Below are 22,725 nucleotides of genomic sequence, written 5' to 3' on the forward strand. Positions count from 1 at the left end.
GCCAGAGTGGCGGTTCGTTGCAGAGAGTCCGCTCCAGCGCCAACCTGAACAACGTTGTCCGGGCGCTAAACGCGCTGGGTGCGACGCCGATCGATCTGATGTCGATTCTTCAGTCAATGCAGAGTGCAGGCTGCCTGCGCGCCAAACTGGAAATTATCTAATGCTAACCGACAGCCGAATGATGGCGAGCGCGGCATGGGATGCGCAATCGCTGAATGAACTGAAAACCCAGGCAGGGCAGGATCCGCAGGCTAACCTGCGTCCGGTGGCCCGCCAGGTGGAAGGGATGTTCGTGCAGATGATGCTGAAGAGCATGCGTGAAGCCCTGCCAAAAGACGGCCTGTTCAGCAGCGACTCCAGCCGCATGTATACCAGCATGTATGACCAGCAGATTGCCCAGCAGATGACCGCGGGCAAGGGGCTGGGGCTGGCGGAGATGATGGTGAAGCAGATGTCCGGCGGCCAGAGTGAACCCACAGAGGCACTTTCGCAGGTGCCGATGAAGTTCCCGCTGGAAACGGTGACCAGTTATCAAAACCAGGCCCTGACCCAGATGGTGCGCAAGGCGATGCCGAAAACGCCCGACGGCGGAGGCAACGATGCTGCGCTCTCTGGGGATAGCAAAGAGTTCCTTGCCCAGCTGTCGCTGCCGGCGCGGCTGGCCAGTGAGCAGAGCGGGGTGCCGCACCACCTGATCCTCGCCCAGGCGGCGCTGGAGTCGGGCTGGGGCCAGCGGCAGATCAAACGGGAAAACGGCGAGCCGAGCTTTAACCTGTTTGGCGTTAAGGCCAGCGGCAGCTGGAAGGGGCCTACCACCGAGATCACCACCACCGAGTATGAGAACGGTGAGGCGAAGAAGGTGAAGGCCAAGTTCCGTGTCTACGGCTCCTATCTGGAGGCGCTGTCGGACTACGTCGGCCTGCTGTCGCGCAACCCGCGCTATGCCGCCGTCACCACCGCGGCGACCGCCGAGCAGGGGGCACAGGCGTTGCAGAGTGCGGGCTACGCCACCGATCCGAACTATGCCCGTAAGCTTACCAGCATGATCCAGCAGCTGAAATCCCTCAGCGATAAGGTGAGCAAGGCCTACAGCAACGATATTGAAAATCTGTTCTGACAGCTCTCAAGTTCAGCAAGGCGCTGCCGATAATCGTTAGCAGGACTTATGTCTAAAAGTGTATAAGGAATCTCCATGTCCAGTAGCTTGATTAACAGCGCCATGAGCGGGCTGAGTGCAGCCCAGGCCGCGCTGAATACCGTCAGTAATAACATCTCCAGTTATAACGTCGCGGGCTATACCCGTCAGACGACGGTGCTGGCACAGGCAAACAGTACGCTGGGTGCAGGCGGTTGGGTTGGCAACGGGGTGAACGTCACCGGCGTCCAGCGCGAATATGACGCCTTCATCACCAATCAGCTGCGCGCAGCGCAGACCCAGAGCAGCGGCCTGACCACGCGCTACGAGCAGATGTCCAAAATTGATGACATGCTCTCTGGCTCGACCAATACCCTGGCCACCACCATGCAGGACTTCTTCACCAGCCTGCAAACCCTGGTGAGCAACGCCGAAGATCCGGCCTCCCGCCAGACGCTGCTGGGCAAGGCCGACGGGCTGGTAAACCAGTTCAAGGTGACCGATCAGTATCTGCGCGATCAGGATAAGCAGGTTAACCTGTCTATCTCCTCCAGCGTGGATCAGATCAATAACTACACCACCCAGATCGCTAACCTTAACGATCAGATCTCGCGCCTGACCGGCGTGGGCGCAGGCTCCTCGCCAAACAACCTGCTGGATCAGCGCGATCAGCTGGTGAGCGAGCTCAACAAGATTGTTGGCGTGGAAGTGAGCGTCCAGGACGGCGGCACCTATAACATCAGCATGGCTAATGGTTACACTCTGGTTCAGGGCAGCGCCTCACGCCAGCTGGCTGCCGTGCCGTCCAGCGCCGATCCGTCCCGTACCACCGTTGCCTACGTTGATGCCACCGCAGGCAACGTGGAGATCCCAGAGAAGTTGCTCAACAGCGGCTCCCTCGGCGGACTGCTGACCTTCCGCAGCCAGAACCTCGACCAGACCCGCAACTCGCTGGGCCAGCTGGCGCTCTCCTTTGCTGACGCCTTCAACGCCCAGCATGCCAACGGCTATGACGCCAACGGCGACAAGGGCGGTGACTTCTTTACTATTGGCTCACCCTCCACGCTGAGCAACGCCAAAAACACCGGCGATGCGTCACTGGCCACCACGGTCAGCGACAGCAGCAAAGTGCAGGCGACCGACTATAAGGTGGTCTACGACGGATCAAAGTGGCAGGTGACTCGCCTGTCAGATAACACCTCGTTTACCGCTACGCCGGATGCTAACGACGGCAGCCTGAACTTTGATGGCCTGAAGGTGAGCATCAGCGCTACCAACGGTGCGGGCAATAACGACAGCTTTATTATCAAGCCGACGGCCAACGCCATCGTCAATATGGATCTGGCATTCCAGGACGAGTCGAAAATTGCTATGGCGGCGTCGGCCACCAGCGGCGACAGCGATAACGTCAACGGCCAGGCGCTGCTGGATCTGCAGAAGAGCAAGAGCGTCGGCGGCAACAAGAGCTTCAACGATGCCTATGCCGCACTGGTCAGCACCGTGGGAAGCACCACGGCCACGCTGAAGAGCAGCAGCACCACCCAGGATAACGTCGTGACCCAGCTGAGCAACCAGCAGCAGTCTATCTCCGGCGTTAACCTCGACGAAGAGTACGGTAACCTGCAGCGTTACCAGCAATATTATCTCGCTAACGCACAGGTCTTACAGACGGCAAGCTCGCTGTTTGATGCGTTACTGAACATCCGCTAAGCAAGAGGTTAATGATGCGCGTTAGCACTCAGATGATGTATGAACAAAACATGCGGGGTGTCACCAGTTCGCAGAGCAAATGGCTAAGCTACGGTGAGCAGATGTCTACCGGCAAGCGCGTAAACCGTGCTTCCGACGACCCTATCGCTGCCTCGCAGGCGGTGGTGCTCTCCCAGGCCCAGGCGCAGAACAGCCAGTATCAGCTGGCCCGCACCTTCGCGACCCAGAAAGTGTCGCTGGAAGACAGCATTCTGGATCAGGTCTCTACCGCGATCCAGTCGGCGCAGTCCAAAGTGATCAACAGCGGCAACGGCTCCCTGAGCGACGATGACCGCGCCTCGCTGGCAACCGATCTGCAGGGTATTCGTGACCAGATCATGAACCTGGCCAACAGCACCGACGGCAACGGTCGCTATATCTTTGCTGGCTACAAAACCGAAAGCGCACCGTTCGATCAGGCTACCGGTCAGTACGGCGGCGGCGCGCAGCCGATTACCCAGCAGGTAGACGCCGCGCGGACCATGGTGATTGCCCACACCGGCACCCAGGTCTTTGACAGCGTCACCAGCAATGCGGTACCAGAGCCGGATGGTTCAGCCCCGGAAACGAACCTGTTTGCGATGCTGGACTCGGCGATCGCATCGCTGAAAACGCCGGTAAGCGGAGATGAAACCGCCCAGGCCACGGCCCAGGACGTGATGGATAAAACCAACCGCGGCCTGCGCAATGCCCTTAACAACGTCCTGACCGTGCGTGCCGAAGTGGGGACCCAGCTTAATGAGCTGGATAACCTTGACGCGCTGGGTACCGATCGCGCGCTGGGCCAAACCCAGCAGATGAGCGATCTGGTTGACGTTGACTGGAATGCGGCTATCTCCTCCTACACCATGCAGCAGGCGGCGTTACAGGCATCCTATAAAGCGTTTTCCGATATGCAGGGTATGTCGCTGTTCCAGATTAACTCTTAAAAAAAAGAAAACCTGTCCGGTTAAAGGGACAGGTATACGTTCTCTTTGCAGGCCGCCCTCATTGACCGGGGCGGCTTTTTTTTATCCGATGTTTGCTACCGCTGAGCGACCTGTACCGGTTGTCAGGCGGATTACCAGAGCAATGATGCCTGAGAGCGTCGCCAGAGCCACAACGCCAGGCCAGCCCGCCAGGGTATAGATTTTGCTGCCGAGGGCCGAGCCAGCCGCCATGCCAATAAACACCACGGTAAACAGCAGGGCGTTGAGACGACCCCGCGCCTGCGGCTCCAGGCTATAAACCAGGTTCTGGTGAGCAACGAGGCTCGACTGCAATCCGAGATCAAAGCCCACCGCCGCAATGGCAATCAGCACCAGCTGCATCTGGGTAGAGAGCAGCGGCAGGGCAAACATCAGGGCAAAGGAGACGGTGACCAACGCTGCACCTAGCTGGGTAACTTTCGCCGCCCCGACCCGGTCAGCCAGACCACCGGCCAGCGGTGCAGCCAGCGCACCTGCCGCGCCAGCAATCCCAAAAGTCCCTGCTACCGCGCTGCCAAGGTGAAAACGATCTAACAGCATCACCGCCAGGGTAGACCAGAAGGCGCTAAAGGCCACCGAGAGAAAACCTTGCGCCAGCGCGGCGCGGCGCAGGGCAGGGTAGCGCCCCCACAGCTGAGCTACAGAGCGCATTAGCGCCGGGTAGCTGAGGGTAGAGTGGACAGCAAAGCGGGGCAGTACCGCCCACATCACCACGCCAATAAAAGCGATGCTCGCCGCCGCCAGCTGGTACATCACCCGCCAGCCAAAGGCGGCACCCATGAAGCCGCTTACCGTCCGGGAGAGCAGGATCCCCAGCAGCAGGCCGGTCATCACGGTGCCGACGGTTTTCCCCTGTTTCCCTTCAGGGGCAAGGATCGCTGCAGCGGGCACGATATCCTGCGCCATGGTCGCTGCCATCCCCAACAGCAGGCTTATCGCCAGCAGGGTACTAAGGTGGCTGGTCAGGCTGCAGGCCAGCAGGAAGAGGGCCAGCGCGGCACATTTCACCAGGATCAGCATCCGGCGATCGTAGCGGTCTCCCAGCGGCAGCAGAAACAGAATGCCCAGCGCGTAGCCCGCCTGAGTCAGCGTCGGCACGAGTCCCATGCCGTTAACGGTTAGATGGAGATCGCGACCCATCAGCGGCAGCAGAGGCTGCGCATAATAGATAGCGGCAACGCTGAATCCGGCTCCTATCGCCAGGATAAAGATAATCCAACGCGGTACGTCAAAGGGTGATGCCTGGCGGTTCATAATCGAGTCCTCAAAGATGGTGTGAGGACATTTTTGCTGAAGAGGGCGTGGCGCGGTAGCCGGTCTAATGGTAAAAAAGCTATACGCGAAACGTATAGGCAAAAATAAAATGAAGCGAAGTGAACGTATAGATAGGGTCGATCTCATGCATACCTTTGTGCGTATCGTTGAAAGCGGCTCCCTGTCGGCAGCTGCCAGGCTGCTGGAGACCACTCAGGCGACGGTAAGTCGTCGTCTGCAGTCGCTTGAGACCCTACTGGGGGTAAAGCTGATCCTGCGCACGACCCACGCCATGAAGCTGACTGATGATGGCGAGCGCTGCTACCAGCATGCCAGGCGGCTGCTGTCGGCCTGGTCCACGCTTGAGGATGAGGTGAGTCACGCCGGGGATGAACCCGTCGGCACGCTGCGGGTGCGCGCCCCCCACGCCTTCGGTCAGGAGCAGCTGCTCGCACCGCTGACCCGCTTTCTGAGCCAGCATCCGCAGCTCTCGGTTGAGTGGATGCTGAACGATAAAAACGTAGATTTCCTGAGCGCTAACATCGACTGCGCTATCCGCGTCGGCGCGGAGATCGATCCGAGCACGGTGTCGGTACTATTGGCGGAGGTGCCGCGCAGCGTCGTGATTGCGCCTGCGCTGCTTGCTCACACCCCAGCCATGACCGAACCGCAGCAGCTGGCGGCGCTGCCGTGGGTGGCGCTCAGTACCTTCTATCAGCACAGTATCAGCCTGACCCATACCGCCGGGGCGGTTGAGCAGGTAACCATTGCCCCCAGGCTCTATACCGACAGCCTCTATGTTGCACGCAGTACGGCCCTGCAGGGATTAGGCGCGGTAATAATCTCAAGCTGGGCGGTGGCTGAGGATTTACGTGAAGGCAGGCTGGTCAGGCTGCTGCCCGATTGGGAGGCAGCCCCGCTGCCGGTACATCTGGTCTACCCGTGGGCGCGCTACTATCCGGCCCGGCTGCGGGCCTTTTTGCAAATGATGCGCGAGGCGGTCCCCGGCATCACCGGTATGCGCCTGCCTGCCAGCGAGGCATAAAAAAAGCCGACCCGGAGGTCGGCTTATTGCTAGCTGAGCGTGTTACTCAGGCTGCTGCGGGCGCGTTGCCGGGGCAGTGGCCTGATGGGTGGCGCTATGGCCGCCCGCAGAACCTTTACCCGAGAACTCAAACGCCGGGCGAACCCAGTCACTGTGGCGCGGCGGCTCAGGAACGTATTCCGGGGCTGGCGCACGGGTCATCGGTGCAGTCGCCAGGCTATGCAGCGGTTTCGCAGCAACAGGTTCAGCGGCAACGGCTGGCTTCACCGCTACTGCCGGTTTCGGCTCAACCACTGGTTTCGCTTCTGGCTCTGGCTGCGCTTCAACAACAGGTTTCGTCTCAGCGACAGGCTGCGCTTCAACAGCTGGCTTCGTCTCAGCGACAGGCTCAGCGGCTTTTACCTCTTCAACCTTTTCAACAGGGGCTTCAGCAGGCTCGGCAATCTCAGCGATGTGCTCAGCAACCGGAACATCTTCCTGATCAATCAGCTGCGGCTGCTCATCAACCGGCGTCTCAATCGCTTCAGGGTGCGTGGTTTCCACCGCGGCAGGCTGTGACTCGCTCACGACGGTTTCCGGCTCGACAACAGTAGGCTCAGCTGCGACTGGTTCAACAGTTGCTGGTTCAACAATTGCTGGTTCCACAGCGGCTGGTTCAGCGCTGACGGCTGCAGCAATCGGCTCGGCCACTGGCTCAACGATCGGCTGCTGGATGGCTTCCGGTGCGGTCTCAACGGCAGTTTCATCCTGTACCGGCTCAACGTTCTGGGCAACCGGGTAGCGGATCCACACTTTACCTGACGCCATCTCCGGCGATGCACAGGCTACGGTCAGCGGCATCGGCGACTGGGTCGGGTAGCGTTCGTCACGGTAGCGACGGCGGCGCTGGCCACTGACGCGCAGGTGACGCGGAGAACGGCGTGAGCGGCGCGGCATACCGGCGTTATCACGGTTCTCGGCAGAGTCGTCCTGCTCCTGAACGGGCTGCTCAACGACCGCAGGCAGATCGACCTTCGCCAGCTCGGTATGGGACGCCTGGGCATCCGTCACCGGGGTAGCGGTAGCGGTCTCTTCCACGATGGCTTCAGAGGACGGAGCTGACTCAAAACGCACTTTCTGGTTCAGCTGGCGCTGTTTACGGCGCGGCATCACCTGAACACGATCTTCCTGTTCCGCTTCCGGAGCAGGCTGCTCGTCGCGGTTCAGGGCTTTCACTTCCTGCTGGGCCTGACGCTTCTCGTCGTTGCGGCGGCGGTTGCGTTCGCGGCGCGACTGCTGCTGCTCGTCACGGGATTTGGATTTATCCGCGTCGTCAGCAACGACCTGCTGCGGCTGGCGAACTTCGCGAACTTCACCGGTCGGCTGCTGTTTTTCACGGCGGCTGCGGCGGTTTTCGTCACGCTCACGGTTATCACGATTATCGCGGCTGTCACGACCTTCGCGCACTTCCGCACCTTCGCTACGGCTGTCGCGACGCTCATTACGATCGCCACGGTCACCGCGTTCGTTGCGGTCACGACGGTTATTCTGGCGCGGCTTGCGACGCTCCTGAGAACGGGCCGGTTTCTCTTCCTTAACTTCCTCTTCCGCTTTTACTTCCACCGGCTGGCTGGCAGGCTCGCTGGCGAACACCTTCTTCAGTGCACCAAAGAGGCGGCCCAGCAGGCCAGTTTCTGCGGCGGCAGGCTGTGCAGCGGTCGGCTGCGCTTTCTCTTCCGCGGCCGGCGCCGGCTGCGGCGCAGGGGCTGGTGGAATGTCAGGCATCACGAAGGTCGCCAGCGCAGGCTGTTCAGGCTGTTTGCGCTCGGCGTACTCCTCTTCGGACGGCAGCGCCATCGCCTCTTCATGCAGCTTCGGCAGCTTGTAGCTCAGGGTCGACGTCTCTTCGCCCTTACGCACGCGCAGCACGGAGTAGTGGGGGGTTTCCATCTGGTCGTTTGGCACGATCACGCACTTAATACCGCCCTGACGCGCTTCGATCGCGCTTACCGCCGCACGTTTTTCGTTGAGCAGGTAGGAGGCAATCGGTACAGGAACAATCGCGTGAACTTCCTGAGTGTTCTCCTTCAGCGCTTCCTCTTCAATCAGACGCAGAATAGAGAGCGACAGGGACTCGTTGTCACGGATGGTGCCGGTACCGCTACAGCGTGGGCAGACGTGGTGGCTGGACTCGCCGAGGGACGGGCTCAGACGCTGGCGGGACATCTCCAGCAGGCCAAAGCGAGAAATATGGCTGATCTGAATACGGGCACGGTCCTGGCGCACCGCTTCGCGCAGGCGGTTTTCTACCGCACGCTGGTGGCGAACCGGGGTCATATCGATAAAGTCGATAACGATCAGGCCACCGAGGTCGCGCAGGCGCAGCTGGCGGGCAATTTCGTCGGCCGCTTCCAGGTTGGTGTTAAACGCCGTCTCTTCGATATCGCCGCCGCGGGTCGCGCGGGCGGAGTTGATATCAATCGCGGTCAGCGCTTCGGTGGAGTCGATAACGATGGAGCCGCCGGAAGGCAGACGCACTTCACGCTGGAAGGCAGACTCGATCTGCGACTCGATCTGGTAGTGGCTGAACAGCGGGATCTCACCGGTGTAGAGCTTGATTTTGCTGCTAAAGTCCGGACGGCCCAACGCCGCGATATGCTGGCGTGCCATCTCCATCACTTTCGGGTTGTCGATGAGGATCTCACCGATATCCTGGCGCAGATAGTCGCGGAAGGCGCGAACAATAACGTTGCTCTCCTGGTGGATCAGGAACGGAGCAGGGCGGTTTTCAGCGGCTTTCTTGATCGCTTCCCAGTGCTTCAGGCGGAAGCTGAGGTCCCACTGCAGCGCTTCGGCCGATTTGCCAACGCCTGCGGTACGAACGATCAGTCCCATGCCGTCCGGCATGTCCAGGCTCGCCAGCGCCTCTTTCAGCTCGGTACGGTCGTCGCCTTCGATACGGCGAGAGATGCCGCCCGCACGCGGGTTGTTTGGCATCAGAACCAGGTAGCTACCGGCAAGGCTGATAAAGGTGGTTAAGGCTGCGCCTTTGTTACCGCGCTCTTCTTTGTCGATCTGGACAATGACTTCCTGGCCTTCGCGCAGCACATCTTTGATGTTCGGGCGGCCATGAGCACTGTAGTTAGCAGGGAAGTATTCGCGGGCGATCTCTTTGAGAGGGAGGAAGCCGTGACGCTCAGCACCGTAGTCAACAAATGCGGCTTCAAGGCTCGGTTCGATACGGGTAATTTTGCCTTTGTAGATGTTCGCTTTTTTCTGTTCGTGTCCCGGGCTTTCGATATCCAGGTCGTACAGGCGCTGCCCATCAACAAGGGCGACGCGCAACTCTTCCTGCTGAGTTGCGTTAATTAACATTCTTTTCATCGTAACTTACTCATTATTCTTACATTGACGACTAAGCTGCGGGCATAGTTAACGCCTTTCCGGGGGTGAACCGATGGCCTCGTGTCTGTTCACGTCGCCAACCTCACGGTTGTCGCACGCTTAAGAGGCGCAGAGTGTCGGCTGCCTGTATTTCATACGGAAAAACAGCGCAATTATCAGGGGAACTGCCTGGGTATTACTCTCCAGAGTCGATCCCTTTACCGGTAAGGACTGCAACCCGCAGCCCGCTAAGTGCCTGAAGGATCAATACGTCTTACGCCATTGCTGCGTGGATGATCGGACAAGCAAAATTGGTCATTCCGCAAATTTCCTTGTTTAACAAGATTCAAGCGGAAACAGCTTCATTATTCCTTGCTAAATCTGTTATAGCAAGATGACTTTTGCCATTTATCACCCGGTTACTAACAGTTTTTTCACGTTTGCCCAGGGATTGTTCTAAAACCCAGCGAAAAGCGTGATGACAGTCAACAAGAGACCGCCAGACATAAATATAAGCATATAAAAATGAGTGGCGCGAATCGGCCTGGGCTTTTAGAATCGCCCCCCATGAAAACAGAGACCCCATCCGTAAGAATTGTTGCTATTGCGGCCGACGACGCCGGGCAACGTATCGATAACTTTTTGCGCACCCAGCTCAAAGGCGTGCCGAAAAGTATGATCTACCGCATCCTGCGTAAAGGCGAAGTGCGGGTTAACAAGAAGCGCGTGAAGCCCGAGTATAAGCTGGAAGGCGGGGATGAGGTGCGTATCCCGCCGGTACGTGTCGCCGAGCGCGAAGAGGAGGCGGTGTCACCACATCTGAATAAGGTGGCCGCGCTGTCGGATGTTATCCTTTATGAAGACGATCATATTCTGGTGCTGAACAAGCCCTCCGGTACCGCGGTGCACGGCGGCAGCGGGCTGAGCTTCGGCGTCATTGAAGGCCTGCGCGCCCTGCGCCCGGAGGCGCGCTTCCTGGAGCTGGTACACCGTCTGGACCGGGATACCTCCGGCGTGCTGCTGGTGGCCAAGAAGCGCTCGGCGCTGCGCTCCCTGCATGAGCAGCTGCGCGATAAAGGCATGCAGAAGGACTATCTGGCGCTGGTGCGCGGCCAGTGGCAGTCGCACGTCAAAACGGTTCAGGCTCCGCTGCTGAAGAATATTCTGCAGAGCGGGGAGCGAATTGTGCGGGTTAATAGCGAAGGTAAACCCTCAGAGACGCGCTTTAAGGTTGAAGAGCGCTATGCGTTCGCGACGCTGGTGCGCTGTAGCCCGATTACCGGCCGTACCCACCAGATCCGCGTTCATACCCAGCACGCCGGGCATCCTATCGCCTTTGACGATCGCTACGGCGACCGCGAGTTTGATAAGCAGCTGGCAGGCACCGGGTTAAACCGTCTCTTCCTGCACGCGGCGGCGTTGAAGTTTACCCATCCGGGTACTGGCGAAACCCTGCGCATTGAAGCACCGCTGGATGAGCAGCTGAAGCGCTGCCTGAAGGTGTTGCGCGGGTAACGTAACGCCCGGCGGCGCAAGCTTGCCGGGCCTACGATCCTGTAGGCCGGGTCAGGCGAAGCCGCCACCCGGCGTTGGTTTAGGCTAAAAGAGGATTGCAGTGCTCCCGGCGCAGCATCTGGCAGAGCGCGATCAGCGGCAGCCCCACCAGCGTGTTTGGATCCCGACCTTCAAGGCGGTCAAACAGTGCAATCCCCAACCCCTCGCTTTTAAAGCTACCGGCGCAGTTCAGCGGCCGCTCTTTACGCAGATAGTCAGTAATCTCCTGCTCGCTCAGGTGGCGAAAGTGAACGTCAAACGGTTCGCACTCGGTTTGCAGGTGGCCGGTGGCGGAGTTATAGAGCGCCAGCCCGGTATAGAAGGTGATGATATTACCCCGCGCCTTCATTAACTGCTGAAAGGCTTTCTCCTCCGTTAACGGCTTGCCGGTTATTTCACCGTCCAGCACGCACACCTGATCGGATCCAATAATCAGATGGTTAGGGTAGCGATCCGCCAGCGACTGGGCCTTGGCCTGCGCCAGGCGCAGCACCAGGTGGCGGGGGGCTTCCCCAGGGTTGGGAGTCTCATCCACGCCCGGTGCGGCACACTCGAAGGCCAGGCCGAGCTTTTCCAGCAGCGCGCGGCGGTATGGTGACGTGGACGCAAGAATAATATTCGACATATTTTTTCCACCCTATATGGCATAACGAGGTCAGGCATTTTAAACTACAGGCCGCAATGTGTGCGAATAATTGGCAAAAGGCAATCGCAAGCTGCCTTTTTCTTTGACTCCAGAACGTTACAAAGTTAATATGCGCGCCCTATGCAAAAGGTAAAATTACCCCTGACTCTTGATCCGGTTCGTACCGCTCAAAAACGCCTTGATTACGAGGGTGTATACACTCGTGAGCAGGCCGAGCGCGTCGCTGAATCCGTAGTCAGTGTAGACAGTGATGTGGAATGCTCCATGTCGTTCGCTATCGATAACCAGCGCCTGGCGGTTTTAACCGGCGATGCGAAGGTTTCGGTAACGCTCGAGTGTCAGCGCTGCGGCAAGCCGTTTGCACATCAGGTCTACACACAATATTGTTTCAGCCCGATCGTCAAAGACGAGCAGGCCGAAGCACTCCCGGAAGCGTATGAACCGATTCAGGTTAACGAATTCGGTGAAATCGACCTGCTGGCATTGGTCGAGGATGAAATTATCCTCTCCCTGCCGGTAGTGCCGGTGCATGATTCTGAACACTGTGAAGTGTCCGACGCGGACATGGTCTTTGGTGAACTGCCTGAAGAGGCACAGAAGCCAAACCCATTTGCCGTATTAGCCAGCTTAAAGCGTAAGTAACAGGTCTCTCCGTAGTAATGGAGTTACCGTAATTGAGGAGTAAGGTCCATGGCCGTACAACAAAATAAACCAACCCGTTCCAAACGTGGCATGCGTCGTTCCCATGACGCGCTGACCGCAGTCACCAGCCTGTCTGTAGACAAAACCTCTGGTGAGTCTCACCTGCGTCACCACATGACCGCTGACGGTTTCTACCGCGGTCGTAAGGTTATCACTAAGTAATCACGCGCAAGCGTGAGGCTTAGTGAGGAAATCCCCGCGTAAGCGGGGGTTAACCGAACCAGGCTCGACGATACCTTGACACGTCTAACCCTGGCGTTAGATGTCATGGGGGGCGATTTTGGCCCTTCCGTGACGGTGCCTGCAGCATTGCAGGCACTGCATTCTAACCCTCAGCTCACACTTCTGTTAGTCGGTCATCCCGACGCTATCACGCCATTACTTGCCAAAGCCGATTTTGATCAGCGCTCGCGCCTGCAGGTTATTCCTGCTGAGTCGGTTATTGCCAGTGATGTCCGTCCCGCCCAGGCCGTGCGCAACAGCCGCGGTAGCTCTATGCGCATGGCGCTGGAGCTGGTCAAAGAGGGGCGCGCCGAGGCCTGCGTCAGCGCAGGCAATACCGGGGCGCTGATGGGGCTGGCTAAGCTGCTGCTTAAGCCCATTGAAGGTATTGAACGTCCGGCGCTGATGACGGTGTTGCCGCATCAGCAGAAGGGCAGAACCGTGGTGCTGGATCTCGGCGCTAACGTTGACTGTGACAGTACCATGCTGGTGCAGTTTGCCATTATGGGATCGGTAATGGCTGAAGAGGTCATTGGTATTGAACATCCGCGCGTGGCGCTACTCAATATCGGTGAAGAAGAGGTTAAGGGCCTCGACAGCATCCGCGACGCGTCGGCGCTGCTAAAATCGATCCCATCGATCAACTATATTGGCTATCTTGAAGCTAATGAGCTGCTCACCGGCAAAACGGACGTGCTGGTCTGTGATGGCTTCACCGGCAACGTGACGTTGAAGACAATGGAAGGCATGGTCAGAATGTTCCTGTCGTTGCTGAAATCACAGGGCGAGGGCAAAAAACGGTCGTGGTGGCTGCTTTTATTAAAGCGTTGGTTACAAAAAAGCCTGACAAGGCGATTCAGTCACCTCAACCCCGACCAGTATAATGGTGCCTGTCTGTTAGGATTGCGCGGCACGGTGATTAAGAGTCATGGTGCCGCCAATCAGCGCGCGTTTGCTGTCGCGATTGAACAGGCAGTGCAGGCGGTGCAGCGGCATGTCCCCGAACGGATTGCCGCTCGCCTGGAATCTGTGTTACCGGAAAAAGACTGAGCGTATATGTATACGAAGATTAGTGGTACCGGCAGCTACCTGCCCGAGCAAGTGCGAACCAACGCCGATTTAGAAAAAATGGTCGATACCTCTGACGAGTGGATTGTTACCCGCACAGGTATCCGTGAGCGTCGCATTGCTGCCACGGATGAAACCGTGGCAACCATGGGTTTTGAAGCCGCTAAGCGCGCCATCGAGATGGCGGGCATCGATAAAAACGATATCGGCCTGATCATCGTTGCCACCACCTCGGCGACCCATGCGTTTCCAAGTGCGGCCTGCCAGGTGCAGAACCTGCTGGAGATCAAAGGCTGCCCGGCGTTTGACGTTGCTGCCGCCTGCGCAGGCTTTACCTATGCCCTGAGCATTGCCGATCAGTATGTTAAAAGCGGTGCGGTGAAGCATGCGCTGGTAATTGGTTCTGACGTGCTGGCCCGCACCTGCGATCCTGCCGATCGTGGAACGATCATTATCTTCGGTGACGGCGCGGGCGCGGCGGTGCTGAGCGCATCCGAAGAGCAGGGGATCATCTCTACCCACCTGCATGCAGACGGTAGCTACGGTGAGCTGCTGACCCTGCCGAACCTCGATCGCGTCAAGGCGGACAACCCAACCTACCTGACCATGACCGGTAATGAAGTCTTTAAAGTGGCGGTGACCGAGCTGGCGCACATCGTTGAAGAGACGCTGACCGCCAATAACATCGACCGTTCCGAGCTGGACTGGCTGGTGCCGCACCAGGCGAACCTGCGCATTATCAGCGCGACGGCGAGAAAGCTGGGCATGGACATGGATAAAGTGGTGGTAACCCTTGATCGTCACGGCAATACCTCTGCGGCATCGGTGCCTTGTGCGCTGGATGAAGCGGTGCGCGACGGACGTATCAAGCCGGGTCAGCTGGTGCTGCTTGAGGCCTTCGGCGGCGGTTTCACCTGGGGCTCTGCGCTAGTTCGTTTCTAGTATTAAGGATAAATAAGATGACGCAATTTGCTTTTGTCTTCCCGGGACAGGGTTCTCAGACCGTGGGTATGCTCGCCGATGTGGCAGCACAGTTTCCGCTGGTGGAAGAGACGTTCCGTGAAGCTTCTGCGGCGCTGGGCTATGACCTGTGGGCGCTGGCCCAGCAGGGTCCAGCAGAAGAGCTGAACAAAACCTGGCAGACCCAGCCAGCGCTGCTGACGGCCTCCGTTGCGCTGTGGCGCGTCTGGCAGCAGCAGGGCGGCAAAACCCCGGCGCTGATGGCAGGCCATAGCCTGGGCGAATACTCCGCGCTGGTTTGCGCTGGCGTGATCGATTTCGCCGATGCCGTGCGCCTGGTTGAGCTGCGCGGCAAATTTATGCAGGAAGCGGTACCGGAAGGCACTGGCGGCATGTCGGCCATTATCGGCCTTGACGATGCGGCCATTGCCAAAGCCTGTGAAGAGGCTGCTGAAGGCCAGATTGTCTCGCCGGTGAACTTCAACTCGCCGGGCCAGGTGGTGATCGCCGGGCATAAAGAGGCGGTTGAGCGTGCTGGTGCGGCCTGTAAAGCGGCGGGTGCCAAGCGCGCGCTGCCGCTGCCGGTGAGCGTGCCTTCCCACTGCGCGCTGATGAAGCCGGCAGCCGAGAAGCTGGCCGCCGAGCTGGAAAAAATCACCTTCAACGCCCCGGCTATTCCGGTGGTGAACAACGTTGATGTGAAGTGCGAAACCTCGCCGGAAGCGATCCGCGATGCGCTGGTTCGCCAGCTCTACAGTCCGGTACAGTGGACGAAGAGCGTAGAATTTATGGCTTCCCAGGGCGTAGAGCACCTGTATGAAGCCGGTCCGGGCAAAGTGCTGACTGGCCTGACCAAACGTATTGTTGACACCCTGACCGCCTCGGCCATTAACGAGCCTGCGGCACTGTCAGCGGCGCTTGAGCAATAAACAAGGAACCCAAAACCATGAGTTTTGAAGGAAAGATCGCACTGGTTACCGGTGCAAGCCGTGGCATTGGCCGCGCAATCGCTGAAACCCTCGTTGCCCGTGGCGCGAAGGTGATCGGTACCGCGACCAGCGAAAGCGGCGCACAGGCCATCAGCGACTATTTAGGTGCAAACGGCAAAGGTTTACAGTTAAACGTGACCGATCCTGCATCTATTGAATCCGTGCTGGAAAATATCCGTGCAGAGTTTGGCGAAGTGGACATTCTGGTAAATAATGCCGGGATTACCCGTGACAACCTGTTAATGCGGATGAAAGACGACGAGTGGAACGATATCATCGAAACCAACCTCTCTTCTGTTTTCCGCCTGTCAAAAGCGGTAATGCGGGCTATGATGAAGAAGCGTCATGGTCGCATTATCACTATCGGTTCTGTGGTGGGTACCATGGGAAATGCTGGTCAGGCTAACTACGCTGCGGCGAAAGCAGGCCTGATCGGTTTCAGTAAGTCGCTGGCGCGTGAAGTCGCGTCCCGTGGCATTACTGTAAACGTTGTTGCTCCGGGCTTTATTGAAACGGACATGACGCGTGCGCTGACTGAAGATCAGCGTGCGGGTACGCTGGCGGCAGTTCCGGCGGGTCGCTTAGGCGAACCAAAGGAGATCGCCAGTGCGGTTGCATTCTTAGCCTCTGACGAGGCGGGTTACATCACTGGTGAGACCCTGCACGTCAACGGCGGAATGTATATGGTTTAACCACGTTATTTCCTAAAGCACTATATGGGAATAATTTTATTTGCGTTATTAGGGCAAAAGGCCTCAGAATAGCGCAAAATCGTGGTAGGACCTGCCGGGATTTAGTTGCAAATTTTTCAACATTTTATACACTACGAAAACCATCGCGAAAGCGAGTTTTGATAGGAAATTTAAGAGTATGAGCACCACTATCGAAGAACGCGTTAAGAAAATTATTGGCGAGCAGCTGGGCGTTAAGCAGGAAGAAGTAACTAACAATGCTTCTTTCGTTGACGATCTGGGCGCGGATTCTCTTGACACCGTTGAGCTGGTAATGGCTCTGGAAGAAGAGTTTGATACTGAGATTCCGGACGAAGAAGCTGAGAAAATCACTACCGTTCAGGCTGCCATTGATTACATCAACGGTCACCAGGCGTAAGTGAACATCTCCAGGCGGTCATTCGACCGCCTGAGTTTTATCTTTTTCTCCCACGAATCTCTTTTTTATCCCTCCCTGGAGGACAAACGTGTCTAAGCGTCGTGTAGTTGTGACCGGACTTGGCATGTTGTCTCCTGTCGGCAATACCGTAGAGTCTACCTGGAGTGCTCTCCTTGCCGGTCAGAGTGGCATCAGCCTGATCGACCATTTCGATACTAGCGCCTATGCAACAAAATTTGCTGGCTTAGTAAAGGATTTTAACTGTGATGACATTATCTCGCGCAAAGAGCAGCGCAAGATGGATGCCTTCATTCAATATGGAGTTGTTGCGGGCTGGCAGGCCATGCAGGATTCTGGCCTTGAGGTTACTCCAGAGAACGCTCACCGTATCGGGGCCGCTATCGGTTCAGGTATCGGCGGTCTTGGCCTGATCGAAGAGAACCACGCCTCGCTGGTCAACGGCGGTCCGCGTAAAATCAGCCCGTTCTTTGTGCCCTCCACCATCGTCAACATGGTAGCCGGTCACCTGACGATTATGCTTGGCCTGCAGGGCCCGAGCATCTCTATCGCCACGGCCTGTACCTCTGGCGTGCACAATATCGGCCATGCGGCGCGTATTATCGCCTACGGCGATGCTGACGCCATGCTGGCAGGCGGCGCTGAAAAAGCCAGTACCCCGCTTGGCGTGGGCGGCTTTGGCGCAGCGCGTGCGCTCTCAACCCGTAACGACAATCCGCAGGCGGCAAGCCGTCCGTGGGATAAAGATCGTGACGGCTTTGTGCTGGGCGACGGCGCGGGTATGGTCATGCTGGAAGAGTATGAGCATGCGAAAAAACGCGGCGCGAAAATCTATGCCGAACTGGTTGGCTTTGGTATGAGCAGCGATGCCTACCACATGACCTCACCGCCGGAAAACGGCGCGGGCGCGGCGCTGGCTATGGTCAACGCGCTGCGTGATGCCCAGCTGGATCCGGCGAAGATTGGCTACGTTAACGCCCACGGCACCTCGACGCCAGCTGGCGATAAGGCCGAATCCCAGGCGGTTAAATCCGTGTTTGGCGAAGCGGCAAGCCGTGTGATGGTCAGCTCCACCAAATCCATGACCGGTCACCTGCTGGGCGCGGCGGGCGCGGTAGAGTCTATCTACTCGATCCTGGCCCTGCGCGATCAGGCGATCCCGCCAACCATCAACCTGGATAACCCGGATGAGGGTTGCGATCTGGACTACGTTCCGCATGTCGCACGCCAGGTAAGCAATCTGGAGTACACTCTGTGTAACTCCTTTGGCTTCGGTGGTACCAACGGCTCGCTGATCTTCAAACGGATCTAACGCCGTATGACCGGGTGGCCTTTGCGCTGCCCGGTCTGCTCCGCACGTTTTCCCTTTCAATTCAGCTTTCTCCGCTTGTCCTGCGCTACGCATCCTGCCAGACTACCCGGTCACTGACACAGGAGCCGCTATGTTCTTGATAAATGGCTGCCAACAGCAGACGCTGGCGGCAAACGACAGGGCAGTACAGTTTGGTGACGGCTGCTTTACCACCGCCCGGATCCAGACCGGCCAGGTTCAGCTGCTCCCGGCACATCTTGCGCGGCTGCGTGAGGCCTGTGAGCGTCTGCTGCTGCCCTTTCACGACTGGACCCTCCTCGAGCAGGAGATGGTCACTCTGGCGAGTCAACAGCAGACCGGCGTGCTAAAGGTGATTATCAGCCGGGGCGCAGGCGGGCGCGGCTACAGCGCTACGGGCTGCGAGACGCCGACGCGTATTCTAAGCCTTTCGGCGCAGCCTGCGCACTACGATCGCTGGCGGCAGGAGGGGATTACCCTTACGCTCAGCCCGGTCCGGCTCGGACGTAATCCTCATCTTGCAGGAATTAAGCATCTCAATCGCCTGGAACAGGTGCTGATCCGTACTCATCTTGAGCAGACGGCAGGGGACGAAGCGCTGGTTCTTGACAGCGATGGGTTGCTTACGGAATGCTGTGCCGCGAATTTATTCTGGCGGAAAGGCGCGACGGTATTTACGCCGCGTCTTGACCATGCAGGCGTGAAGGGCATTATGCGCAGGTTTATTATCGATCGGCTGGCTGCATCTGAGTTTAGCTTCGCCGAAGTGGCTGCGCGGCCAAAGGCGCTGGCAGATGCCGATGAGGTGCTGATCTGCAATGCGCTGATGCCGGTTGTGCCGGTTAACGCCTGTGACGAGTGGGGTTGGACCTCCCGCGAGTTGTATACCTTTTTATCCCCCCTTTGTGAGCGTGCGATGTCGTCATGAAGAAAATGCTTCGTTTTGTTTTACTCCTGCTGGTGGTGCTGGGCATTACCGCGGGTGCAGGTTACTGGAAGGTTCGCCAGCTGGCGGAGAGCAAGCTGCTGATCAAGGCAGAGACGATCTTTACCCTGAAGGCAGGCACTGGCCGACAGGCGCTGGGAACCCAGCTCTACAGTGAGAAGATTATCAATCGCCCCCGCGTCTTCCAGTGGCTGCTGCGCGTGGAGCCGGATCTCTCCCACTTCAAGGCCGGGACCTATCGCTTTACCCCGGATATGACGGTGCGTGACATGCTGCGGCTGCTGGAGAGCGGCAAAGAGGCGCAGTTCCCGCTGCGTCTGGTAGAGGGGATGCGTCTTAGCGACTACCTGAAGCAGCTCCGGGACGCACCCTATATTCAGCATACGCTGAAGGATGACAGCTACGCCACGGTGGCCGAGGTGCTCAAGTTTGACCATCCTGAATGGATCGAAGGCTGGTTCTGGCCCGATACCTGGCTCTACACAGCGAACACTACCGATGTGACAATGCTCAAGCGCGCCCACGACAAGATGGTCGCTGCGGTCAATAACGCCTGGGAAGGGCGAACCGAGGGCCTGCCGTACAAGGATCAGAACCAGCTGGTCACCATGGCCTCAATCATTGAAAAAGAGACGGCGGTTGCCAGCGAGCGGGACCAGGTTGCCTCGGTCTTTATTAACCGCCTGCGTACCGGTATGCGCCTGCAAACCGATCCCACCGTGATCTACGGGATGGGGGAGAGCTACAACGGTAAAATCAGCCGTAGCGATCTGGAGACGCCAACGGCGTATAATACCTACACCATCAGCGGCCTGCCGCCGGGACCGATTGCCATCCCGAGCGATGCGTCGCTGCGCGCTGCCGCACATCCGGCGAAAACGCCGTATCTCTATTTTGTCGCTGACGGCAAAGGGGGGCATAACTTTACCACCAACCTCGTCAGCCACAATCGCGCGGTGCAGGACTATCTGAAAGTGCTTAAGGAAAAAAATGGCCAGTAAATACATCGTTATCGAAGGGCTGGAAGGGGCCGGAAAGACCACCGCCCGCGATACCGTCGTGGAGACGCTGACCCAGCTCGGCGTAGGCGAGATGATCTTCACTCGCGAGCCCGGCGGCACGCAGCTCGCTGAGAAGCTGCGCAGCCTGGTTCTGGATATCAAATCCGTAGGCGATGAGGTCATCACTGACAAAGCCGAAGTGCTGATGTTCTATGCTGCCCGTGTCCAGCTGGTGGAGACGGTCATCAAGCCCGCGCTGGCCCGAGGCTGCTGGGTGATTGGCGATCGCCACGATCTCTCAACTCAGGCTTACCAGGGCGGCGGACGCGGCATTGATGCATGTATGCTGGCTACGCTGCGCGATACCGTATTAGGCGATTTCCGTCCGGATCTGACGCTTTACCTCGACGTGGAGCCGGAAGTAGGCCTGAAACGCGCCCGCGCCCGGGGCGAGCTGGACCGCATCGAGCAGGAGTCCTATGACTTCTTCCATCGCGCCCGCGCCCGTTATCTGGCGCTTGCCGCGGCCGATCCGCGGATCAAAACCATCGACGCCACTCGTTCCCTCGAGGAGGTGATGAGCGACATTCGCCAGACGGTCACCGCCTGGGTGCGGGAGCAGGGCGCATGAAATGGTATCCATGGTTACGCCCCGATTTTGAACGTCTGGTTGCCAGCTATCAGGCCGGACGCGGACACCATGCGCTACTGATCCACGCTCTGCCCGGAATGGGCGATGAGGCATTAATCTACGCCCTGACGCGTTATCTGCTCTGCCAGCAGCCTGACGGACATAAAAGCTGCGGTCGCTGCCGCGGCTGTCAGCTGATGCAGGCGGGAACCCATCCGGATTACTACCTGCTGGAGCCAGAGAAGGGCAAAAGCACGCTGGGCATCGACGCGGTGCGCGAGGTCAGCGAAAAGCTCTACGAACATGCGCGCCTGGGCGGGGCGAAGGTGGTTTGGGTTAGCGACGCGGCCCGGCTGACCGAGGCCGCCGCCAACGCGCTGCTGAAAACCCTGGAGGAGCCGCCAGCTAATACCTGGTTCTTCCTCGCCTGTCGCGAACCTGCCCGTCTGCTGGCGACTCTGCGCAGCCGCTGCCGTCTGCATCACCTTGCGCCACCGGACGAGCGTTACGCCTGTGCCTGGCTGGCGCGTGAGGTTCAGACGTCGTCCGAGGCGATCCTGACGGCTTTGCGCCTCTGCGGCGGTGCGCCGGGCACGGCGCAAATTATGCTCGCTACCGATGCCTGGGCGCAGCGTCAGGCGCTGTGTGCCGCAGTAGATGCGGCGCTGACCAGCAGCGACTGGCTCTCTCTGCTGCCTGCGCTGAACCATGACAGCGTCGCCGATCGCCTGCACTGGCTGGCTTCGCTCTATCTCGACGCCATGAAAATCCAGCAAGGAGCGACGCTGCTTAGCAACGCCGATGCCCATCCGCTGGTGATCCGACTGGCTAAAATTATCGCGCCTGCCCGGTTGCGCGTTATCTTAGCGGCGATCTTTACCTGCCGGGAGCAGCTGTTGGCCGTGACCAGCGTCAATCGCGAACTGCTGTTAACCGATTTACTCCTGAGCCAGGAGCACTGGCTGCAACCCGACGCCGTGCTGCCTGTATCCCATCTTTAAGAGAGACATTATGTTTTTAGTCGACTCCCACTGCCATCTCGATGGCCTTGATTATCAATCTCTGCACCGGGACGTGGACGACGTGCTGGCGAAAGCCGCTGCCCGCGACGTTAAGTTCTGCCTCGCCGTGGCCACCACATTGCCGGGCTACCGCGCCATGCGTGAGCTGGTGGGCAATCGTGACAACGTCGCGTTCTCCTGCGGCGTACATCCGCTCAATCAGGACGAGGTGTATGACGTCGAGGAGCTACGTATCCTGGCGGCAGAAGAGGGCGTCGTCGCTATGGGCGAGACGGGGCTGGACTACTTCTATACCCCGGAAACCAAACCCATCCAGCAGGAGTCGTTTCGCAACCATATCCGCATTGGCCGCGAGCTGAACAAGCCGGTGATTGTCCATACCCGCGATGCCCGCGAAGATACGCTGGCGATTCTGACCGAGGAAAAGGTGACGGATTGCGGTGGCGTACTACACTGTTTCACAGAAGACAGAGAAACGGCAGGTAAGCTGCTGGATATGGGCTTCTATATTTCGTTCTCTGGCATTGTTACGTTCCGTAACGCTGAACAGCTGCGCGACGCTGCACGCTATGTGCCGCTGGACAGAATGCTGGTAGAGACGGATTCACCCTATCTGGCACCGGTACCGCACCGGGGCAAAGAGAACCAGCCCGCAATGACCCGCGACGTGGCGGAGTATATGGCGGTGCTGAAAGGCGTATCGCTGGACGAGCTGGCGCAGCAGACCACGCAAAACTTCGCCACGCTGTTCCACATTGACCCCGCGCGCCTGTTATCCCGCCCATAAGTCTGTTTTTTTAAGGCTCGTAATTAATTGTCAATGCGAGTAGAGTGCACCGCCATAAACTTGGCGGTGAATCGAGTTTTTGATACTTTCAGACACCGTTTTTGTAAATAAGTGAAAGTTTTCAGGTGACCACGTTTTGAAACGTGATAACCGTCAAACAAACTTAGGGCGATTTATTTTACTCTGTGTAATAAATAAAGGGCACTTAGATGCTCTGTCCAGGGC

At 58.3% G+C, this 22,725-nt stretch carries 22 protein-coding genes; 19 read left to right on the forward strand and 3 right to left on the reverse strand.

Annotated elements, in window-relative coordinates:
* The 4 genes from RTP97_RS00240 to flgL form a co-directional block, all read left to right on the forward strand.
* Nucleotides 1-161 (forward strand): flagellar basal body P-ring protein FlgI (locus RTP97_RS00240; protein ID WP_312410082.1); only part of this gene is annotated, 161 nt, incomplete at its 5' end.
* Nucleotides 161-1,117 carry a flagellar assembly peptidoglycan hydrolase FlgJ gene (gene flgJ / locus RTP97_RS00245; RefSeq protein WP_312409783.1) on the forward strand — a complete coding sequence of 319 codons (957 nt, stop codon included), beginning with the start codon at nucleotides 161-163 and terminating at the stop codon, nucleotides 1,115-1,117. The genes RTP97_RS00240 and flgJ, both read left to right, overlap by 1 nt.
* Before the next feature lie 75 nt (nucleotides 1,118-1,192).
* Nucleotides 1,193-2,845 (forward strand): flagellar hook-associated protein FlgK, encoded by a 1,653-nt coding sequence (gene flgK / locus RTP97_RS00250; RefSeq protein ID WP_312409786.1) that lies wholly within the window; start codon nucleotides 1,193-1,195, stop codon nucleotides 2,843-2,845.
* A 14-nt stretch (nucleotides 2,846-2,859) separates the two neighbouring features.
* On the forward strand, nucleotides 2,860-3,813 hold the full coding sequence (gene flgL, locus RTP97_RS00255) for a flagellar hook-associated protein FlgL (protein ID WP_312409787.1): 954 nt from the start codon (nucleotides 2,860-2,862) through the stop codon (nucleotides 3,811-3,813).
* Between the two features lie 81 nt (nucleotides 3,814-3,894).
* On the opposite strand, the gene RTP97_RS00260 is transcribed toward flgL, so the two are convergent.
* Nucleotides 3,895-5,106 (reverse strand): MFS transporter, encoded by a 1,212-nt coding sequence (locus RTP97_RS00260; protein ID WP_312409788.1) that lies wholly within the window; start codon nucleotides 5,104-5,106, stop codon nucleotides 3,895-3,897.
* Nucleotides 5,107-5,215: 109 nt separating this feature from the next.
* On the opposite strand from RTP97_RS00260, the gene RTP97_RS00265 reads away from it, so the two are divergent.
* A complete protein-coding gene (locus tag RTP97_RS00265; RefSeq protein WP_312409789.1) occupies nucleotides 5,216-6,151 on the forward strand; it encodes a LysR family transcriptional regulator in 936 nt (311 codons plus the stop codon).
* A 42-nt stretch (nucleotides 6,152-6,193) separates the two neighbouring features.
* Here RTP97_RS00265 and rne read toward each other — a convergent pair whose 3' ends face one another.
* Complete coding sequence (gene rne / locus RTP97_RS00270; RefSeq protein ID WP_312409790.1) at nucleotides 6,194-9,514, reverse strand: ribonuclease E; 3,321 nt, start codon at nucleotides 9,512-9,514, stop codon at nucleotides 6,194-6,196.
* A 567-nt stretch (nucleotides 9,515-10,081) separates the two neighbouring features.
* Here rne and rluC point away from each other — a divergent pair.
* Complete coding sequence (gene rluC, locus RTP97_RS00275) at nucleotides 10,082-11,029, forward strand: 23S rRNA pseudouridine(955/2504/2580) synthase RluC (RefSeq protein WP_312210785.1); 948 nt, start codon at nucleotides 10,082-10,084, stop codon at nucleotides 11,027-11,029.
* Nucleotides 11,030-11,108: 79 nt separating this feature from the next.
* Here rluC and RTP97_RS00280 read toward each other — a convergent pair whose 3' ends face one another.
* A complete protein-coding gene (locus RTP97_RS00280) occupies nucleotides 11,109-11,693 on the reverse strand; it encodes a nucleoside triphosphate pyrophosphatase (protein WP_312409792.1) in 585 nt (194 codons plus the stop codon).
* A 141-nt stretch (nucleotides 11,694-11,834) separates the two neighbouring features.
* Between RTP97_RS00280 and yceD the strand changes: the two genes are divergently transcribed.
* From yceD to RTP97_RS00345, 13 genes are all read left to right on the forward strand, one after another.
* Nucleotides 11,835-12,356 (forward strand): 23S rRNA accumulation protein YceD, encoded by a 522-nt coding sequence (gene yceD, locus RTP97_RS00285; RefSeq protein WP_312210789.1) that lies wholly within the window; start codon nucleotides 11,835-11,837, stop codon nucleotides 12,354-12,356.
* A 48-nt stretch (nucleotides 12,357-12,404) separates the two neighbouring features.
* Complete coding sequence (gene rpmF / locus RTP97_RS00290) at nucleotides 12,405-12,578, forward strand: 50S ribosomal protein L32 (protein WP_042392755.1); 174 nt, start codon at nucleotides 12,405-12,407, stop codon at nucleotides 12,576-12,578.
* 75 nt (nucleotides 12,579-12,653) lie between these two features.
* Nucleotides 12,654-13,688, forward strand: a complete 1,035-nt coding sequence (gene plsX / locus RTP97_RS00295) for a phosphate acyltransferase PlsX (RefSeq protein WP_312210790.1) — start codon at nucleotides 12,654-12,656, stop codon at nucleotides 13,686-13,688.
* Nucleotides 13,689-13,694: 6 nt separating this feature from the next.
* Nucleotides 13,695-14,648 carry a beta-ketoacyl-ACP synthase III gene (locus tag RTP97_RS00300; protein WP_312409795.1) on the forward strand — a complete coding sequence of 318 codons (954 nt, stop codon included), beginning with the start codon at nucleotides 13,695-13,697 and terminating at the stop codon, nucleotides 14,646-14,648.
* A 17-nt stretch (nucleotides 14,649-14,665) separates the two neighbouring features.
* Nucleotides 14,666-15,595, forward strand: coding sequence for an ACP S-malonyltransferase (fabD, locus tag RTP97_RS00305; protein WP_312409798.1), 930 nt, complete (start codon nucleotides 14,666-14,668; stop codon nucleotides 15,593-15,595).
* A gap of 17 nt (nucleotides 15,596-15,612) precedes the next feature.
* Nucleotides 15,613-16,347 (forward strand): 3-oxoacyl-ACP reductase FabG, encoded by a 735-nt coding sequence (gene fabG / locus RTP97_RS00310; RefSeq protein WP_312228555.1) that lies wholly within the window; start codon nucleotides 15,613-15,615, stop codon nucleotides 16,345-16,347.
* A 178-nt stretch (nucleotides 16,348-16,525) separates the two neighbouring features.
* Complete coding sequence (gene acpP, locus RTP97_RS00315) at nucleotides 16,526-16,765, forward strand: acyl carrier protein (RefSeq protein WP_042392766.1); 240 nt, start codon at nucleotides 16,526-16,528, stop codon at nucleotides 16,763-16,765.
* Between the two features lie 88 nt (nucleotides 16,766-16,853).
* Nucleotides 16,854-18,095 (forward strand): beta-ketoacyl-ACP synthase II, encoded by a 1,242-nt coding sequence (fabF, locus tag RTP97_RS00320; protein ID WP_312409801.1) that lies wholly within the window; start codon nucleotides 16,854-16,856, stop codon nucleotides 18,093-18,095.
* Nucleotides 18,096-18,225: 130 nt separating this feature from the next.
* A complete protein-coding gene (gene pabC, locus RTP97_RS00325) occupies nucleotides 18,226-19,041 on the forward strand; it encodes an aminodeoxychorismate lyase (protein WP_312409804.1) in 816 nt (271 codons plus the stop codon).
* Nucleotides 19,038-20,060, forward strand: a complete 1,023-nt coding sequence (gene yceG, locus RTP97_RS00330) for a cell division protein YceG (RefSeq protein WP_312409806.1) — start codon at nucleotides 19,038-19,040, stop codon at nucleotides 20,058-20,060. The genes pabC and yceG overlap by 4 nt, the downstream gene beginning before the upstream one ends.
* On the forward strand, nucleotides 20,050-20,691 hold the full coding sequence (tmk, locus tag RTP97_RS00335) for a dTMP kinase (protein ID WP_312409808.1): 642 nt from the start codon (nucleotides 20,050-20,052) through the stop codon (nucleotides 20,689-20,691). The genes yceG and tmk overlap by 11 nt, the downstream gene beginning before the upstream one ends.
* A complete protein-coding gene (gene holB / locus RTP97_RS00340) occupies nucleotides 20,688-21,692 on the forward strand; it encodes a DNA polymerase III subunit delta' (protein ID WP_312409810.1) in 1,005 nt (334 codons plus the stop codon). The genes tmk and holB overlap by 4 nt, the downstream gene beginning before the upstream one ends.
* A gap of 10 nt (nucleotides 21,693-21,702) precedes the next feature.
* A complete protein-coding gene (locus tag RTP97_RS00345) occupies nucleotides 21,703-22,500 on the forward strand; it encodes a metal-dependent hydrolase (protein ID WP_312409812.1) in 798 nt (265 codons plus the stop codon).
* The last annotated feature ends 225 nt before the right edge of the window (nucleotides 22,501-22,725 follow it).

Source organism: Pseudescherichia sp. (assembly GCF_031998825.1).
In the GTDB taxonomy this organism is placed as follows: Bacteria; Pseudomonadota; Gammaproteobacteria; order Enterobacterales; family Enterobacteriaceae; genus Pseudescherichia.

Coding starts and splice junctions, on each gene's coding strand:
- flgJ (WP_312409783.1), top strand. CDS start 161: ATGCTAACCGACAGCCGAATGATGGCGAGCGCGGCATGGGATGCGCAA.
- flgK (WP_312409786.1), top strand. CDS start 1,193: ATGTCCAGTAGCTTGATTAACAGCGCCATGAGCGGGCTGAGTGCAGCC.
- flgL (WP_312409787.1), top strand. CDS start 2,860: ATGCGCGTTAGCACTCAGATGATGTATGAACAAAACATGCGGGGTGTC.
- RTP97_RS00260 (WP_312409788.1), bottom strand. CDS start 5,106: ATGAACCGCCAGGCATCACCCTTTGACGTACCGCGTTGGATTATCTTT.
- RTP97_RS00265 (WP_312409789.1), top strand. CDS start 5,216: ATGAAGCGAAGTGAACGTATAGATAGGGTCGATCTCATGCATACCTTT.
- rne (WP_312409790.1), bottom strand. CDS start 9,514: ATGAAAAGAATGTTAATTAACGCAACTCAGCAGGAAGAGTTGCGCGTC.
- rluC (WP_312210785.1), top strand. CDS start 10,082: ATGAAAACAGAGACCCCATCCGTAAGAATTGTTGCTATTGCGGCCGAC.
- RTP97_RS00280 (WP_312409792.1), bottom strand. CDS start 11,693: ATGTCGAATATTATTCTTGCGTCCACGTCACCATACCGCCGCGCGCTG.
- yceD (WP_312210789.1), top strand. CDS start 11,835: ATGCAAAAGGTAAAATTACCCCTGACTCTTGATCCGGTTCGTACCGCT.
- rpmF (WP_042392755.1), top strand. CDS start 12,405: ATGGCCGTACAACAAAATAAACCAACCCGTTCCAAACGTGGCATGCGT.
- RTP97_RS00300 (WP_312409795.1), top strand. CDS start 13,695: ATGTATACGAAGATTAGTGGTACCGGCAGCTACCTGCCCGAGCAAGTG.
- fabD (WP_312409798.1), top strand. CDS start 14,666: ATGACGCAATTTGCTTTTGTCTTCCCGGGACAGGGTTCTCAGACCGTG.
- fabG (WP_312228555.1), top strand. CDS start 15,613: ATGAGTTTTGAAGGAAAGATCGCACTGGTTACCGGTGCAAGCCGTGGC.
- acpP (WP_042392766.1), top strand. CDS start 16,526: ATGAGCACCACTATCGAAGAACGCGTTAAGAAAATTATTGGCGAGCAG.
- pabC (WP_312409804.1), top strand. CDS start 18,226: ATGTTCTTGATAAATGGCTGCCAACAGCAGACGCTGGCGGCAAACGAC.
- yceG (WP_312409806.1), top strand. CDS start 19,038: ATGAAGAAAATGCTTCGTTTTGTTTTACTCCTGCTGGTGGTGCTGGGC.
- tmk (WP_312409808.1), top strand. CDS start 20,050: ATGGCCAGTAAATACATCGTTATCGAAGGGCTGGAAGGGGCCGGAAAG.
- holB (WP_312409810.1), top strand. CDS start 20,688: ATGAAATGGTATCCATGGTTACGCCCCGATTTTGAACGTCTGGTTGCC.
- RTP97_RS00345 (WP_312409812.1), top strand. CDS start 21,703: ATGTTTTTAGTCGACTCCCACTGCCATCTCGATGGCCTTGATTATCAA.